The 17,210-nt window shown below is 67.9% G+C and carries 11 protein-coding genes; 3 read left to right on the top strand and 8 right to left on the bottom strand.

The features are described 5' to 3' along the window. Positions 1-4: 4 nt before the first annotated feature. Genes OG407_RS40605 through OG407_RS40590 form a run of 4 tightly spaced genes read right to left on the bottom strand, consistent with a single transcriptional unit; the run spans position 5 to position 8,560 of the window. Complete coding sequence (locus tag OG407_RS40605; protein ID WP_405865153.1) at positions 5-2,071, bottom strand: PQQ-dependent sugar dehydrogenase; 2,067 nt, start codon at positions 2,069-2,071, stop codon at positions 5-7. Further along, entirely contained in the window at positions 2,068-6,579 is a 4,512-nt protein-coding gene (locus tag OG407_RS40600) for a glycosyl hydrolase family 28 protein (RefSeq protein WP_405865151.1), read from the bottom strand. Before OG407_RS40600 ends, OG407_RS40605 begins: the two co-directional genes overlap by 4 nt. 12 nt (positions 6,580-6,591) lie before the next feature. Further along, positions 6,592-7,380: a Tat pathway signal sequence domain protein gene (locus tag OG407_RS40595; protein ID WP_405865149.1), complete on the bottom strand. Its 789-nt coding sequence runs from the start codon at positions 7,378-7,380 to the stop codon at positions 6,592-6,594. 4 nt (positions 7,381-7,384) lie between these two features. Beyond that, positions 7,385-8,560, bottom strand: a complete 1,176-nt coding sequence (locus tag OG407_RS40590) for a glycoside hydrolase family 105 protein (RefSeq protein WP_405865147.1) — start codon at positions 8,558-8,560, stop codon at positions 7,385-7,387. 555 nt (positions 8,561-9,115) lie between these two features. On the opposite strand from OG407_RS40590, the gene OG407_RS40585 reads away from it, so the two are divergent. Further along, positions 9,116-9,952 (top strand): aldo/keto reductase, encoded by an 837-nt coding sequence (locus OG407_RS40585; protein WP_033279316.1) that lies wholly within the window; start codon positions 9,116-9,118, stop codon positions 9,950-9,952. Between the two features lie 207 nt (positions 9,953-10,159). After that, positions 10,160-10,852: a glycoside hydrolase family 75 protein gene (locus OG407_RS40580; RefSeq protein WP_405865145.1), complete on the top strand. Its 693-nt coding sequence runs from the start codon at positions 10,160-10,162 to the stop codon at positions 10,850-10,852. A 56-nt stretch (positions 10,853-10,908) separates the two neighbouring features. On the opposite strand, the gene OG407_RS40575 is transcribed toward OG407_RS40580, so the two are convergent. Continuing rightward, positions 10,909-11,613, bottom strand: coding sequence for an SDR family oxidoreductase (locus tag OG407_RS40575; RefSeq protein ID WP_405865143.1), 705 nt, complete (start codon positions 11,611-11,613; stop codon positions 10,909-10,911). Between the two features lie 101 nt (positions 11,614-11,714). After that, positions 11,715-12,653 (bottom strand): methyltransferase, encoded by a 939-nt coding sequence (locus OG407_RS40570; protein WP_405865141.1) that lies wholly within the window; start codon positions 12,651-12,653, stop codon positions 11,715-11,717. Positions 12,654-12,777: 124 nt separating this feature from the next. Between OG407_RS40570 and OG407_RS40565 the strand changes: the two genes are divergently transcribed. Continuing rightward, positions 12,778-13,590 carry a phytanoyl-CoA dioxygenase family protein gene (locus tag OG407_RS40565; RefSeq protein WP_405865139.1) on the top strand — a complete coding sequence of 271 codons (813 nt, stop codon included), beginning with the start codon at positions 12,778-12,780 and terminating at the stop codon, positions 13,588-13,590. Positions 13,591-13,702: 112 nt separating this feature from the next. Here the strand turns inward: OG407_RS40565 and OG407_RS40560 are convergent, their stop codons facing one another. Then, positions 13,703-15,418 (bottom strand): glycoside hydrolase family 6 protein, encoded by a 1,716-nt coding sequence (locus OG407_RS40560; protein ID WP_405865137.1) that lies wholly within the window; start codon positions 15,416-15,418, stop codon positions 13,703-13,705. Positions 15,419-15,478: 60 nt separating this feature from the next. After that, positions 15,479-16,960 (bottom strand): cellulase family glycosylhydrolase, encoded by a 1,482-nt coding sequence (locus OG407_RS40555; RefSeq protein WP_405865135.1) that lies wholly within the window; start codon positions 16,958-16,960, stop codon positions 15,479-15,481. Positions 16,961-17,210 lie beyond the last annotated feature (250 nt).

Raw genomic sequence — 17,210 nt, 5'->3', positions numbered from 1 at the left:
TGCCCTAGCCGATGTTCACACGGAAGAGCTTGTCGGATCCGTCCGGTTGGTTGCCGTTGTTGTCGCAGTTGGTGGTCGACAGCCACAGCTGGTCGGCGCCGGGGACCTTGGTGACCGTGCGCAGGCGTCCGTACGTTCCGACGTAGTACGCCGTCGGGGTGCCGACGCTCTCGTTGTCACCGTTGATGGGGACGCGCCACAGGCGTTCGCCGCGCAGGGACGCCATGTAGACGACGTTGCGGACGATCGCGATACCGCTGGGCGAGGCCTCGTCGACGTTCCAGGTGGCCTTGGGGTTGGTCATCCCGGCGACGCTGCAACTCCCTTCGCAGGTGGGCCATCCGTAATCGGCGCCCGGCTTGATGAGGTTGAGTTCGTCCTTGGAGCTGTTGCCGAACTCCGCTTCCCACAGACGGCCGTTGCGGTCGAAGGCCAGTCCCTGCGGGTTGCGATGGCCGTACGAGTACACGTAGTTGCCGAACGGGTTGCCGGGGGCCGGCTTGCCGTCCGTCGTCATGCGCAGGATCTTGCCGTTGAGGGAGGTCTTGTCCTGGGCGAGGTCGGGTGTCTGGGCCTCGCCGGTGGAGACGTAGAGGTAGCCGTCGGGTCCGAAGGCGAGGCGTCCGCCGTTGTGGTAGCGGTTCTTCTTGATGCCCTGGAGGAGGACCGTGTAGCCGGTGAGGGTGGTGCCGTTGTATGTCATGCGGACGACGCGGTTGCCCTCGGACGCGGTGTGCATGAAGTAGACGTAGTGGTTGGTGGCCCACTTCGGGTCGACGGCGACGCCGAGGAGGCCGCCCTCGCCGTTGGTGGTGACCGCGTTGGGCACGGTGCCCACCTGGGTCCGGGTGCCGTCCTTGGCCGTCTTCCAGACCCGGAAGTCGTCCCGCTCGGTGACGAGGGCGCTCTGGCCGTCCGGCATCCAGTAGGTGCCCCAGGGGATGGTCCAGCCGGTGGAGAGTGTGGCGATGGAGGACGGGACGCCGCCGTCGGTGGCGCAGGCCTTCGTGGTGAAGGTGACGGTGTTGCTCGGCTCGGAGAGGTTGCCGGCCGCGTCACTCGCTACGACGTTCAGCGAGTACGGGCTGTCGCAGGCGAGGCCGGTGAGGGTGGTCGAGGTGCCGGTGGTGACCGTCTTGTAGACGGTGTCCCCGCTGCGGATGTCGTATGCGACAACCGATCGGTCGTCGGTGGACGCGCCCCAGGTGAGGTCGACCGTATTCGATGTGCTGTCGACCGCGGACAAAGTACCGGGCTTGGTCGGCGGGCTGGTGTCGGAGCTGGGTTTCGTCGTGCAGTCGACGACCGGGCTGGCGGGCGAGGTGTTCCCGGCCGCGTCCCGGGCGATGACGGTGAGGTCGTAGGTGGTGTTCGGGGCGAGCCCGGTGAGGGCCTTGCTGGTCGAACTCCCGGGCGCCTCACCGATCTTGTTGCCGTGCTCGTAGAGGTCGTACGCCGTGACAGCCACGTTGTCGGTCGAGGCGCCCCACGTCAGCGTGAGGCCGTCCTCGCCGATGTCCGGGCAACTCGGCTGGCCGGGACGGGTCGGGGCCTGTGCGTCGGCAGCGGTACCGACGCTGATCCGGTCGAGGTTGGGGCCGCCGTTCGCGGTGGTCGCGGTCGCCCGGATCTTGTCGGTGCCGGCGGTCAGCGGGACGTTCACGGTCTTCGTCGCCCAGGTGTTCCAGTCGGCGGTGGCCGGGAAGGAGACGGCGGACGCGACGACGGTGCCGTTGACGGAGATGTCCAACGGGCGGTCGGTGGCAGTGCCGTTGGCGTAGCGCAGGGCGACCGACGCGGTGCCTGCGGCAGTGGCGCTCACCGCGAACTCCACATACGAACCAGTGACGTTGGTGTAGTCGACGAAGCCGGTGCCCGTGTAGCCGGTGTGGTTGGTGGCCACGGTGCCCTGGACGACGGTGGCGTCCTCGGCCTGGTAGTCGGTGGTCGCCGCGTGCGCGGTGCTGCCGGTGAGTCCGGCGAGCGGCACGGCGAGCGCCAGAGTGAGGGCGAGGGAGAGGATCGGCGAGAGGCTTCGCGTGCCCCGCGCCGGTGTTCTGTCGCGTTTCATGAGTGCCCCCTCAGGGTGCCGTCGACCGGGTTCACACGGATCAGGCGGGTCTCGCCCGGCCGTAGCGTCGCGCTGTACGAGTCCGCGATGGTGCCTTTGTGGGAGCCGGACCAGAGGTCGGTGACGTCGCCGGAGCCGGTGAAGCCGACCTGCGACCAGTTCACGGAGACGGTCGCGGTGCCGGACGTACCGGTGTTGAACAGGGCGACCACATAGGCACCGTCACTCTCGCGTTTGCTCCAGACCTGCTTCACGCCGCTGTTCACCACCCGTTTCGCGGCGACGCCGTCCTGATCGACGCCGATGAGACGGTCGTTGGTGAGCATCGCCTTGTCGACGGGGTCGAGGTGGGTGACGTCGGTGCCGAGCAGCAGCGGGGAGCCCGCCATCGCCCACAGGGTGAAGTGCGAGCGCCGCTGGTCGGCCGTGAGGCCCACCTGGTCGCCGTTGCCGACCTCCAGGGAGTCCAGGTCGTTCCAGCCACCCGGCCCGGCGTACGGCTGCCAGGACGCGGCGGTGTTGAAGCGTGCGGAGACGTGGGACCAGTCGGTGAGAGGGTAGCCGCTGCCGTTGGCGCCGGGTCCGCAGTAGCACTCGACGTCGCCCTGGGTGCGCCAACTGTTCGCCAGCGAACGCCAGGTGGCGGCGTCGGCGATCGGAAGGTTGTTGGAGAGGGCGAAGTTGATGGTCCGTCCGCTCGCGCGCAGCGCCTTGTCCCAGGCCTGGACGTCCGGGATGTCGGCGCTGCCCACGCCGTCGATCTTCAGGTAGTCGACGCCCCAGGAAGCGAACTGCTTGGCCCACGAGTTCACGAACTCCTGCGCGCCCGGCTTCCCGTAGTCGATGTAGTACATGTTCTTGCAGTTGTAGTTCTTCTCGGTCCTGGACGTGTCCGCGATGTCCTTCGCGTGGTACGAGGTGCCCTCGATCGGGGTGTTCGCGGTGACCGCGTTCTTGGCGATGCCCGGGGTGACGTAGAAGCCGAACTTCAGCCCCTTGGAGTGGATGTAGTCGGCCAACTCCTTGATTCCGGAAGGGAACTTGGCCGTGTCGACGGCCCAGCGGCCGTAGGAGTCGACGGTGAAGCCGTTGGCGTCGCACTTCTGCCAGAAGTCGTCGAGGTTGACGTACACGAAGCCGTGGTTCTTGAGGCCGCTCGACACCAGGGCGTCCGCCTGGGCCTTGATCTTGGCCTCGGTGGGCGTGCGGCGGACGTAGCTCCAGCTGCTCCAGCCCATGGCGGGACGGAGGGACTGGCCGTTGTCCGACTTCGGGGTGAAGGTCGCGGGGGTCGCGTAGGACGTGCCGATCCACGCCTCGTCGATCCGCAGCCTCTTGTAGCGGGTGGTGTCGGTGGACGCGGCCCAGGTGGAGTCGACTTCGAGGCGGACGTAGCGGGCGTTTGTCGCGGTGAGGTCAATCCCCTGGATTCCGCGGCGACTTGGGACCTGCCCGGTCTTGACGGCGCTCCCCCAGTTCGTGCCGTCGTTGCTCAGGAACACCTTGTAGTCCTTGATGCGTGCCGACTGTTCGGTGTCGGAGCGGGCGTAAGCAACGGAGTCCTCGCGCTGGTTGAGGCCGATGTACTGCGCCCGCTTCGAACTGCCCAGGTCGAAGGTGAGGTTGACCGGCAGGGTCTTGTCGTTGTCCCAGTAGGTGAGGTAACTCCCGTCCCCGGCCGCCGAACCCGCGTGCCCGCTCGCCGAGGCGCTCGCGCTCACGGTGACGCCGGACAGGATGCCCTGGCGGCCGGCGGTCGTGACCTTGAAGACGGTGTCGTACGGGTCCCAGCCGCCGAGACCGCTGAGCGTGAGCACGCCGCCGGACTGGGACCACGAAATCGCCGCGCCGGTACGGAGGTTGGTGACGGAGGCGATGCGGTAGCCGTTGTCGCGGATGCGGAGCGTACTCGTGGTGGGCGGGGTCAGCACGTGGACGTACTGGAGGTTCGGGTCGGTCCGGCTGATCGTGGTGACGCCGTGGGCGCCGTCGTTCCAGAAGCCGGGTTTGAGCCCGCCGTACATGTAGCCGCCGCCCTCGGTGCCGTGCAGGGATTCCCAGATGGGGTCGAGGTAGGAGTCGGCGAAGGTGTTGAAGGCGGCCTGATTCGCCGGGAATCTGCCGTTGACCTGGGCGGTCTCCGCCATCAGCGCCTTGACCGAGGAGCCGGCGTTGGTGACGAGGCGGCCGAGGGTGAGGGCGCGGTCCACGGACGGGTCGGAGCCGTCGTACCACCAGGCGCCGGTCGACGGGAGCTTGAAGTCGGCTTCCGTCAGGCGGGGTTGAGCGGTGTATACAGCCTGCGGGTAATCGTATGCGGGCGACATTCCCGTCTTCTGCTCGTTGCTGATCATGTCCATGATCGGCGTGTCCTCGTTGTTGTTGCTGAGCGTGTAGTTCGGGCGCTTCTGGTAGATCTGCTGGTAGAGGTCGTGGCTCTCCCAGTACGCGTTGTCGTTGTCGATCCAGAAGCCGCCGAGGTCGGGATAACGGTCCATGACCTCGAAGAAGTTGTCGTAGCTGAACTGCCCGAAGCCGTCCCGGGTGGTCAGGTCGACGTTCTTGCCCTTGTAGGCGGAGTACGCGGCCGAGTCGAGCCACTCGTGGCCGCCGTCGTCGTGCCACTGGGGGTCGTCGGTCATGTAGAGGACGACCTTCATGCCCTTGGCCTTCGCGGCCGTGATCAGTTCGCCGAGGAAGTCCCGCTTGGTGGAACAGGAGCCGGGGATCTTGGAGGGCCAGGGGCGGGCGTAGCCGAGGCGACTGTGGAATGTAGCCAGTACGAGGTATTGCGTATGCAGTTTCTGAGCCTCGTTCACCCAGTAGTCGGGGGTCCAGCCGCCGTTCGTGACATCGCTCTCCCAACCGGTGCAACCGGTGTGGGCGGGCGCGGTGCGCAGACCCCAGTGCAGGAAGAGGCCGCCGACGGAGTGACGGAGGAAGTCCTGGCGGGGGTTCTCCAGGTCGAGTGGCCGGGCGGCAGTGGTACCGCAGTTATCCGTCGACCCCGTGCTCGACACCCGTGGCGCGCCGCCGCCGCTCACGCAGTAGCCGTCGACGCCCTGGAAGCCCATGTCGTACGGCGAGTTGGAGCCGCGCTGAGCGGTGAAGCCGGTGAACCGGATGCCGCTCGCCGCGTTGGCGACGACCGCCGGCCGTCCGTCGTTCGCCGCGAACTTCACCGAGCTGTCGGTGAATTGGACGTTGTCGGCGTTGTGGAGATACCAGCCGTAGGCCGGCCGGGTGCCGATGGCCTTCGGGTTGTAGTCCTTGGGGTCGTTGCTCGGCACGCCGGTGGACATCGTGCCGTTGCCGCCGGGGACGGTGATGTCGACGTTCGTGAACGTGATCCCGTTGATCCGGTGGCCGTTCTCGCCCCACAGAGTCGGGCTGAACGAGGGGCTGTCGCCGGTGGCGGTGATGTTGTCGTAGGTGACGTCGCTGATCGAACCCACGCCCGGACTGTTGCCGCAGCGTTTGCGGGTGCCGATCTTCTCCATGATCGGTGAGTGGACGTCGGTCATGGTGATGTCGCGGTAGTGGACGTCGGAGATCTTCGCGCCGTCCATGGAGACCATGCCGAGGCCGGACTTGTCGGCGCCCTCGATCCGGATCTTCTCGAACCGGTAGTCCGAGAAGTCGCCGCAGGTCTCGGATCCGAACATGAGCGCGTTGCAGCACTTGGCCGACAGATATGAATCACTCACCCGCACATGGCCGTTGGGGAGTTTGGCGCCGAGCGCGTAGTCGCTCTTGAAGACGAGTGCGTCGTCGTTCGCCTTGATGCTGGCGTTGGTCACGGTGACGTTCGTCGTGGAGATGATGTTCCAGCCGTCGCGGTCGCTCGCGGTGTCGATGGTCAGACGGTCCGAGGTGACGTTCGTGCAGCCGTTGACGAGGGCGGCGAAGTGGCCGCCCCGGCGCAGGGTGAGTCCGTCACCGATGCGGAGTCCGTCGCAGCGCGTCAGCGACAGGATCTTGTCGGCCTGGCCCGGCTTGGGGTTGCCGGTGATCAGGTTGCCGAGTCCGTCGATGACTCCGCCGCCGACGAAGCCGATGTCGGTGAGCCGGTCGCCGTAGATCATCGCGTCGTGGAAGTGGCTGTGGCCGTAGTCCTGGTACTGGTCGTACGGGTTGGTCTCGGGGGCGTCGTAGGTGTCGGCGGACGAGCCCTGGATCGTGGCGCCGGTGTCGACCTGGAGCGTCACGTTGCTCTTCATGTGGATGGTGTTCTTGGATTTGTAGGCGCCGGCGGGGAAGCGGACCGTGCCGCCGCCGGCCGAATTGGCCGCCGTGATGGCCTTGTTGACGGCCGGGGTGTCATTGGCGGAACCGTCGCCCTTGGCGCCGTAGTCGCGGACGTCGTAGACGGTGACGTGCGGTGCGGAAGGCGAGGACGTCGCGGGATCTGCCGCCGCGAGGGCCGAGGGGTGGGCGAGGCCGAGGACGACGGCGAACGCGAAGAACACGCTCGCCACCCAACTGCGGTGGTACATGGGGGGTTTCATGGATCGGTCTCCTCACACGAGCTGGTAGCCGCGGAGATCGGTGAGCAGGAGGTAGGTGTCCTGCAGGGACCCGGAGGTGTCGCCGAGGGAGCGGTAGATGCCCCACTTGGGGCGCACCCGGTCGGCGAGGAAGGTGTCGACGCCGGTCTTCGTCCTGTCGATCACGGTCGTGGAACCGGACTTGAGGATCCAGCGGACCGAACCGGCCGTGCCGTCGCCGACCTTGATCTGGAAGTCGACGTCGGTCCACCGGTCGTGCAGCGGATCGAGGTCGGTACGGCCGACCAGGACACCGGCGATCGGCAGGTTCAGCTCGATGGTCTGTACGCCGTTCACCCGGCGCAGGGACTGCACGACGATCGGCGAGGTGCCGTTGCCGGGCTGCTTCATCTGCATGATGTGGGTGAAGGTGGTGGTCGCCTTCAGGGAGCTGGGGATGTACATCGAGTACGTGATCCGCCAGGTCTGCCCCTGGGTCCACTTGAGGTAACTGCTGCTGCCGGTGCGCAGACCGGTGACCTCCTGGCGCTGCCGGTCGGACGACGTGTCACGGTCGACCGTATGCATGGTGAAGCGCCAGTCGTCTCCGGTGGCGTAGATGTGCGGGTGCCCGGCCGGGTGCGAGTCGGCGCGGTCGTCCTCGACGGTCTCGAAGGCGCCGAGGCCGTCGCCGGTCGCGGTCGGCGCCCACTTCTGCTGCCAGGAGGCGGCGTGCGCGGGGGCGGCGGCCGAGAGGCCCACCGCGGCACCGGCCGCTCCGCTCACGGCGGCCCCGAGGAGGACCCTTCTGGACGTGCTCATGACACTAATCACCTCGCAGTTGTTCGTTCATGATCAGGAAGGCGCCCAGGCCGTGGAAGTCGTTCACGGCCCGGGTGCGGGCGACGTAGTACGCGTAGTCGCCGACGTTCGTGCCGATGGAGATGTCGGTGAGGTCGGTACGGCCGTCGGTGCCGACCGAGAGTTCCGCGAGGACGCCCGCGTAGCCGCGCCGGGCGACGTCGGCGAAGTGCCGGTCCAGGTAGCCCTGTTGGGCGCCGCGCGAGAGGGCGTAGGTGAACATGCTGGAGCAGGACGTCTCGGTCCAGTCGTCGCTGCGGGCACCCTTGTCCATCACCTGGAACCAGCGGCCGGTCGCCGGGTCCTGGTACTTCTCCAGTCCGGCCGCCAACCGGCGGAAGATGCCCAGGAGTTGGGGCCGTCGCGGATGGTCGGCGGGGAGTGCGTCGAGGACGTTCGTGATGGCCATCGCGTACCAGCCGACCGCGCGGCACCAGTGTTCCGGCGCGAGTCCGGTCACCGGATCGGCCCAGCTCGCACTGCGCGACTCGTCGTACGCGTGCTTCAACAGGCCGTTCGCGACCTGGAGATGAGTGCCGTAGACGTACAACTGCTTGGACGCCTCGTCGTTCGTGTAGGCACTGTCGCCGAACTCCTTGCCGTACTCGACGAGGAACGGGTTCACCATGTAGACGCCGTCCGCCCAGAGTTGATGGGCCCGGCTGCTGCTGTCGGCGTGCCAGAAGCCTCCGTCGCTCGTGCGCGGGTAGGTGTCGAGGCGGTCGCGGATCTTCTTGGCGGCCTTGCGGTAGCGGTCCTGGCCGGTCTCGTGGTGCAGGATCACCAGGAGGCGGCCGGCCTGCATGCTGTCGAGGCTGTCGAAGGACTGGCCGATCGAGCCGTCGCTCTTCACGAAACGGTCGACGTAGCTCTTGATGTAGGTCAGGTAGCGGGCGTCGTGGGTCCGCTTGTAGGTGAGGTACTGGCCGTAGAGGTAGAGGCCGACCGGGTACGACCAGCCGCCGATGGTGCTCGGTGTGTAGCGGGCCGTGGTGGAGTCGACCACGGCCACGGACCAGTCGGGCGCGGCGGCCGGGCGGCTCGCCGCCGCCACCGTTTCGAGCGGCGGGGCCGCTCCGGTCAGGGTGGCGGTGGCGAGGGCTGCCGCGGTCAGGGCCGCTCGTAGTCGTGGGCGTCTCATGTTCCTCCCTTTGGCGTCGGGTCGGTTCGAGTGGACCGTGCGGGTTCGCAGGCGCGGGCCCGGTGCCCGGGATCACCGCGCCGGCCGCCGCCACTATTGACCGACCGATCAGTCGGTCCGAGCGAAGAAGCACCCGTTCGCCGTCGCCGGTCCGTTCGGTGTGCGGACCCGTGACCGACGAGGCCTTCACCACACCTTTTCATCCGATGTTTCCTGCATACGATGCGCTGCCTACAGGATCCGGGGCAGCGTCTGCTCGTGTATGCATACCTGCTCTCCTGAGGATTGGGGGTTCTCGGAGTCCAAACAGGTGCCGATGTTCACATGGGGGTACCGCGTTCACGAACGCGTCCGACGGCGTGCTTCAGCGTTGCGGCACGAAGGTCCGCGGTCAATGGTCCGGACCGAAAAAGGTCGGATGCATTTCGCGCCAATCTTCGACAACCGGCGCCGATTCACCGGTCGGCCCGGACGGATTTCGCGGTCAGGAATGCACCACGGCCCGTGATCGTTGACGATGGGAGTACCACCCGACGACTGAAGGATCGAGAGCTCGTGAGCAGCAAGGTCCCCCCGATCATCCTCAACAACGGTGTCGAGATGCCCCAGCTGGGCTTCGGCGTCTGGCAGGTGCCGGACGACGAGGCGGAGCGGGCGGTGGCCACGGCGCTGGAGGCCGGGTACCGCAGCATCGACACCGCTGCGATCTACGGCAACGAAGAGGGCACCGGAAAGGCCATCGCCGCGTCCGGCGTCCCGCGCGAGGACCTCTTCGTCACCACCAAGCTCTGGAACAGCGACCAGGGATACGACGCCACGCTGCGCGCCTTCGACGTCTCGTTGGAGAAGCTCGGCCTGGAGTACCTGGATCTGTATCTGATCCACTGGCCGACCCCGGCCCGGGACAAGTACCTCGACAGCTACAAGGCGTTCGAGAAGCTGTACGCGGACGGCCGCGTGCGGGCCATCGGCGTCTCCAACTTCGAACCCGACCACCTGGCCCGGCTGATCGAGGGCACCTCGGTCATTCCGGCGGTCGACCAGATCGAGCTGCACCCGCAGTTCCAGCAGCGCGCCGGGCGCGAGTACCAGGCGGAGCAGGGCATCGCGACCGAGGCCTGGTCGCCGCTCGGCTCGGGCAAGGGCCTCCTGGAGGTCCCGGCGATCGTCGCCATCGCCCAGAAGCACGGCCGCACCCCGGCCCAGGTCGTGCTGCGCTGGCACATCCAGCTCGGCAACGTGGTGATCCCCAAGTCCGTGACGCCGTCGCGGATCAAGGAGAACATCGAGGTCTTCGACTTCAGCCTGGACACCGAGGACCTCGCGGCGATCAGCGCGCTGAACGAGGACCGGCGCCTGGGTCCCGACCCGTCGACGTTCAACGCGGCCTGAAACCAAGGCACATGGCCTGAACCCCAGGCAGTGCGAGCGCCCCGGAGCCTTGTGGCTCCGGGGCGCTTCGTCTTTCCGTTTCCGTGACGACGGCTTTCGCGCCCGCGGCCCACTTGGTTCGTACCAGGGCCTTGACGCGGGCATGATGAAGGGGCACCTTGTTGCGCACCTGGTAAGGAAACTTTCCTAACAGAAGGGTCCCCCACAGTGCGCATGCGATCACTGACCCTCGCCGCGGCCTCAGGTGCCGCCCTGCTCGCCGCCGGAGTGCTCCCCGCGAGCGCCTCCGGCGCCACCCCCAAGTCGGCTCAGGAGGGCTCGGTCAGCGCGGCCGACCTGCTCTCCAAGGTGACGTCCTGCTCGCAGATATCGAGCGGCAAGTACCGTACGGACGACGAGACTTCGGCCACCGTCCCGGTCTGCGGCAAGAACGGCGCCGTGTTCTGGAAGGCCGACATGGACATCGACTGCGACGGACAGCGCACCACGAAGTGCAACGAGAACGCCGACCCCTGGTACCAGGACGACACGGCGTTCCACCAGTCCAACGGCCAGCCCCTGAAGGCGGATTCACTGCCCTACATCGTGGTGCCCAGCTCCAGCAGCATCTGGAAGTACTCCAGCTACGGCATCAAGGGCGGCGGTGTGGTCGCCGTCATCTACAACAACAAGGTCGAGTACGCGGTCGTCGGCGACACCGGCCCCACCAACATCATCGGCGAGGCCTCGTACGCCACGGCCAGCGCCCTGGGCATCGACCCCGACCCGGCGACCGGCGGCGCCGACTCCGGCGTGACGTACATCCTGTTCAAGAACTCGACGGTCTCCCCCATCGAGAGCCACAGCGCGGCGGTCTCCCTGGGCGACCAGCTGGCGAAGCAGTTCCTGGCGAGCAACTGACGTACGGATGGGGCTCGTTGCCGCTTTCCCCAGCGGCAACGAGCCCCATGTGTCTGTCAGTTGGGCTGCCCGATCGGCCGTACGACGACGGTGTTGATGTCGACGCCGGCGGGCTGGCGGATCGCCCAGAGGATCGTGTCGGCGATCTGGTCGGCGGTGAGGAGATGGCCGGGCGGCAGGCTGCCGTTGCCGTCCCAGAACGGGGTCTCCACCCGGCCCGGGGCGACCAGCGTCACGCCGATGCCGAACTCCGTGACCTCGCGCCGGGTGTTCTCGGCGAGACCGGTCATCGCCCACTTGGTCGCGCCGTAGATGTTGCCGGGGGTGTGTACGAACCCGGCGACGCTGCCGATCAGCACGATCCGGCCGTGCGTCTGCTTCAGCGCGTCGACGGACGCCCGGATCAGCAGGGCCGGACCGAGGACGTTGGTCAGCACCATCTCGGTCCACCCGGTCGGGTCGCCCTCGGCGACCGAGTCGTGCGTGGCGATCCCGGCGTTGGCGACGACCGCGTCGAGCCGCCCGAACTGTTTGAGCGTCGTCTCGACGGCGGCCTGCACCTCGTCGTACTCGGCGGCACTCCCGGGGATCGTCAACAGGCCCTCGGGGTTGCCCAGTTGGGCGGCGAAGTCATACAGGCGCTGCTCGCTGCGGCCAGTGACGGCCACCCGGCCCCCGGCGCTGAGGAGTTGACGGGCGACGGCGGCGCCGATACCGCTGCCGCCGCCCGTTATGAGCGCTACATGCGAGTTGTCGTTCATGGTGGTCGTACCCCCGTGGGTCGGTGAACTCCGCACAGTCGGAGGGGCAGTTCATCACCTTGAGCAGGCTCGAAGTCAAGCCGTCGAGATCACGGGCCCTGTCAGCTCGTCCGGACCGCCGTGTGCACGGTGTGCGCGGCGAGCACGAACACGTCGGCGCGCTGATGCACACCCGCCGGGTCCTGCGGGTCGACGAGCCGGTCGAGGGCCGCCCGGTCCTCGGCGTCCATCGCCTCGCCGTAGGTGTCACGGACGCGGGTCAGCCAGGTGGCGGCGTAGGCGCGGACGCGGTCGGGGGCCGGGGCGGGCAGGTCGAGGAGGAAGCTGCGGCTGCCGGTGTGCTTCAGACCGACCGAGGTCAGGAGGGCGGGCCAGTCCTCGGTCTCGGTGACGGCGCCGGGGAGGTCGGCGCGCATCTGCGCGAACCACTCGGCCTCGATCGCGTCGATCCGCGCCTCCAGTCCCGGGCGGCCGATGCCGAAGTCGCGGGGCAGGAACCGGGAGGGCAGGCCGCCCTCCATGATGGCGAGGGTGCCGCCGGGTGCGAGCCGCTCCGCGAACGCGGCGAGACCGCCCCGCTGGTCACCGAGGTGATGCAGACTGCGGCTGGCCCACAGCAGGTCGGCCGGGTACTCCAACTGCCCCAGAACCTCCGGCAGTTCACCGGTCAGCGTGCTGAAGCGGTCGCCGAAGCCCTGCCGGTCGGCGCGGGCGCGGGCCCGCTCCAGGAGCGGTTCGGAACCGTCCACCGCGACGACCCGGGCACCCGGGAACGTCTCCGCGAACAGACACGCGACCACACCGGGCCCGCTGCCCACGTCGACGATCAGCCCCGGATCGGTCCGCTCCTTCGCGAGCCACGCCATCGCCCGCTCGTACAAGGGCGAGAACAGCTCCGCCTGGGTCTCCAGCAGGGGACCCATGACGGCCCAGTCGAGGTCGGTGTGGTCGTGGTGATGACGGTCCTTGCCGGGCTTGTGGTCGTGCTCCTCACCCTGCGTGTGGACGTGCTTGTGCTCGTGATCGTGCTGGTGCGCCATGGTGGTCAGCCTCTCGTCCGCGTGCCGCCAGCCTGCGCCGACGCACCGTTCGACGGCCAGTCCCGTTGCCGAAGCGGCAAAAAACGAGGTGCGGAACAGGTCGTCCGTCGCCGAGCATGCCCGTATGGAAGACACGGACGACACGGACGACACGGACGACACGGACGACGTGATGGTGGAACGCTTCCTCGAAGACGGGTTCGTGAAGATCGAGGGGGCCTTCCCACCGCGGGTCGCCGAGCACTGCGCTCGGCTGCTGTGGCGGGAGACGGGCTACGACCCGGAGGACCCCGGCACCTGGCAGGACCCGGTGGTGTGGGTGAGCGACATGGCCCAGGGACCGTTCGCCGCCTCGGTCAACTCCCCTGTCCTGCATGAGGCGTTCGACCTCCTGGTGGGCGCCGGCCGGTGGCAGTCCCGGTACTCGGTGGGCAGTTTCCCGCTGCGCTTCCCGCACCCGACGGAACCGGACGACGCCGGCTGGCACATCGAGGGCAGCTATGTCGCAGAGGGCGCGGAGAACGAGTGGCCGTACGCGAATCTGGCCTCGCGCGGCCGGGCCCTGCTGATGCTGATGCTCTACACCGAGGTCACCGAGGAGAACGCGCCGACCCGCATCCGGGTCGGCTCCCACCTCGACGTCCCGCGCGTCCTGGAACCGTACGGCGAGAAGGGCGCCTCCGCACTGACCCTCGGCCCGAAGGTGGCCGAGGCATCCGCCGGGCGCCCCCTCACCTACGCCACCGGCCGGCCCGGCGACGTCTACCTCTGCCACCCCTTCCTGGTCCACGCGGCCCAGCCCCACCACGGCGACCGCCCCCGCTTCATGGGCCAGCCACCGCTGATGCCGGCGGCGCCGTACGAGTTGGAACGGTCCAACGGCAACTATTCGGTGGTGGAGCAAGCAATCCGCCGGGGCCTGTCGAAGGAGGGCTGACCCCCACGCCCCTTTTTAGGGGCGCGGGGCTGTGTCGATTTGCGGCTCCGCCGCGTGGGCGCGACCAGCCACACACGGCCCGCAGCTAAAAACGCTCCGCAACCATCGGCACCTACAGCGGCGGATACGCGTTGGCCATCAGCTGCTGGAACTGCGCGGAGAACCAGTGCCCCGACAGCGGAGCGTTCGGCAGCGCACCGGACATGTTGTTCCCGTTACGCGCGTTCCCCGTGTACGTCGGATCGCACATCCGGTCGAACCCCTTGCCCTCGTCGTTGGCGATGGCCGTGCTGGACCCGTCCGACTCCCCCGGCGGCTTCATCCACACATACGCGTCGATCCCGGCGGCAGGAGCGGCCTGCGGCCGCTCGCCCAGACCCGCACCGGACTGGTTGCACCAGTTCCCGACCTGGATCCGCCGGTCGTAGCGCCCGCCGTCGACGTACGTGTCCACACTGGTGGTCGCACCCGGACCGGTGGGCCGGGCGGAACCGCCCCACCCGTTCCGCGACGTGTCGATCAGCATGCCGATACCGGAGTTGAAGCCCACGGACACCAACTCACTGCGGAACGCCTGGGCGTACGACTGCTCGTCCACGTAGCGGTTCCAGTCGACCCACTTGGACTGGCGCACGGAGACACCGTTGACGCTGTCGTTGATGGTGAAGTTGTTCTCCTTCAGGGCGCTGTAGTTGGCCGTGTTGGTGATGAAGCCGGCCACGTCGTTCACGGTCGCGCCCTCGGCGTTGGCGGCCTGGTAGAAGAGGTTCGCGGAGGGGACGAAGTTGTCGTCCCAGCCGAGCCAGCCGTGGTGTCCGGCGTCGATGTAGTTGTAGACGTTGGGGATCGCGCCGAGCTTGTTCAACGCGTAGCCGACGCCCTTCACGTAGTTGCCGTTGGCGAGCATCGTGTCGCACTGCGGGGTGGCGGTGGCTTTGCTGCCGGTGTTGGTCACGAGGTTGGGCAGCGAGTCGATCTCGATCGTGGTGACGATCCGCAGCGAGGCGTACTTGCTGTCGGCGAGGATCGCGGCGATCGGGTCGATGAACTCGCTCTCGTAGCGCCCGATTTCGGTCGGGCCCAGTTCACCGTTGGAGGCGAGGGCCGCGCAGTCGCGCCCGGGGAGGTCGTAGACGACGAGCTGGACGACCTCTTCGCCGGTGCCCTTCTGGGCGACCGCCGCGTCGAGGTGGGCGCGCAGGCCCATGCCGCCGTTGACGCCGTTGATCGCGGCGATGCGGTCCAGCCAGACGCCGGTGGGCTGGCTGGAGACCCGGCTGCCACCGGTCTCGGCGGCGGCCTTCGCGGACCACTCCGGGTTCACGTACACCTTGGCGCCCGCGTACGGGTTGTCGACCCGCCCGCTGGGATCGGTGCCGCCACCGCCCCCTCCCCCGCCGCTGCCGTCGTCGACGTTGCAGGTCACGCCGTCGAGGGTGAAGGTGGTCGGCAGCGCGTTGGTGCCGCTGTAGGAGGCGTTGAAGCCGAAGCTGACCGAACTCCCGGTCCCCAGGCTCCCGTTGTAGGTCTCGTTGGCCGCCGTGACGGCGGTCCCGCTCTGGCTGATCTTCGCGTTCCAGCCGCTGGTGATCTGCTGGTTACCGGCGTACGACCACTTCGCGGCCCAACTCGACTTCGCGGCGCCGTTGTTGGTGATCGTGACGGCGGCGGTGAAGCCGGTGCCCCACTGGTTCTGCACCTTGTAGTCCACGCTGCAGGGGATCGCGGCGATGCCGACGTCCGCCGAGGGAGCGGCGGCGACCGCCGTCCCCGAGGCCCCGGCGACGAGCACCAAGGCAGCGAGCAACGCTGTTCTGGTACGGCTCATGAGTGCGGGTTTCCTTGTCTGTGAAGGAAGTTGATTGCGGGTGCTGTGGTGTGCGGGCGCCTATCCGTTGAGGGCGCGCAGATGGTCGCGCAGCCCGATGCCGTACGCGGTGGGCGTACCGGCGTAGTCGGAGATCAGTGACGGACCCGCGGAACAGTCCCAGGTGTTCCAGGTCCAGCCGAGATACGAGAGCCCGCGGTCGTCGAACCACTTCATGACCTGGTCGACGAAGGCGTGCGAGCAGGTGTTCTCGCCGATCTCCCCTGCCACCAGCGGCACTTGGGCCGCGACGGGGGCGAGTGTGGAGTTCCAGCAGCTTTCGCTCGCGCAGGTGTTGAAGTTGTACACGTGGTACGCGGCGACGAGATTGCCCGTCGGATCGGTGGGCCTGTACGTCAGCCACTGGCTCAGGTCGTTCGAGTACGCGAGCCCGCCGGCCATGATCACGTTCCTGGCGCCGGTGGACCGTACGGCGTCGACGAGATCCTGCATACCGGCGACTTCGTACCCGATGCCGGGGCAGGTGCCGCCGTCCCGCCAGCACTCCCACGCCTGGGTGGTCGTGGAGGTCGCGCGGTCCGGGTAGGGCTCGTTGAACAGGTCGAACGCGACGGCCTGGTCGCCCTTGAAGGTGCTGGCGACCGAGGACCAGAACGACGGGCTGTACTGCGCGTCCGGCATCGGCTTCTGGCAGGTGGCGTGCACGTCGGAGCAGCCCGCCGAGTTGCCGGTGTACTGGCCGTAGGTCCAGTGCAGTTCGACGATCGGTGTCATGCCGTGCGCCTCGACCTTCGCCACCAGGTCCTTGACGGCGGCGATGTAGTTGGCGCCCGCGTACTCGGGCTTGATGTTCGAAAGGCCCAGCCAGCACTCCTCGTTGAGGGGAATGCGGACCACGTTCGCCTTCCAGTCGGCGATCGCCGCGACGGCCGCGTCGTCCACCGGTCCGTCCCAGATGCCGTAGCCCTGCACACACATGAACTCGCCGCCGGACCGGTTGACGCCGAGCAGACGGCGGTTGGTGCCGTCGGCGTCCACGAGCTTGTTCCCGGAGACGTGCAGTGCGGGTGCGGTGCCGCCGGCCGGCGGTGAGGTCGGAGGCGGCGACGTGGGTGGTGTCGGCTCCGAATCGACGTTGCAGGTCGTGCCGTTGAGCTTGAACGCGGACGGTACGGGGTTGCTCCCCGACCAGTTGGCGAGGAACCCGGCGCCGATGCTCGCGCCGGTGCCGAGCGAGCCGTTCCAGCTCTCGTTGGTCGCGGTGACCGTCGTGCCGGACTGGGACCACTTGGCGTTCCAGCCCTGCGTGACCTTCTGGCCACCGGCGAAGTCGAAGCTCAGGCTCCAACTGCTCACCGGTGCCATGTTGTTGGTGATCTGCACTGCACCTTGGAAACCGGTGTCCCACTGGCTGGTGACCGAGTACGCCACCGTGCACGCGGGAGTGGCGCCGGACGCCGTGACCACCGGAACGACCATGGCCCCGACAAGGGCGGTCGCGCCGGCCACGGCTAAAAGCATTGAACGCGGGGGGTGTCGCATGAGCGACTCCTTGCAGCTCGGGCGCGTCGCACGGACGCGTCGACTGACGGAATCGCTCCCACTGGTGTCCAGGAAGGTAGCGCCAAGTGACGGTAAAGGACAGGGGAGTCACAGACTTTCGCTGACTTTCCCCCAACCCGCGCTCGTCGAATTTTTTCGACTCCGTAAGCACCTTGACGACTCACACCCCCGTCCCCACGATGGGAGCGCTCCCACTGGTTCAAGGCTTGTTGCTGCTCCGCCCCCACTT

It is taken from the genome of Streptomyces sp. NBC_01515 (genome assembly GCF_045040345.1).
In the GTDB taxonomy this organism is placed as follows: Bacteria; Actinomycetota; Actinomycetes; order Streptomycetales; family Streptomycetaceae; genus Streptomyces.
This window is presented reverse-complemented; position numbering and strand designations above follow the sequence as displayed.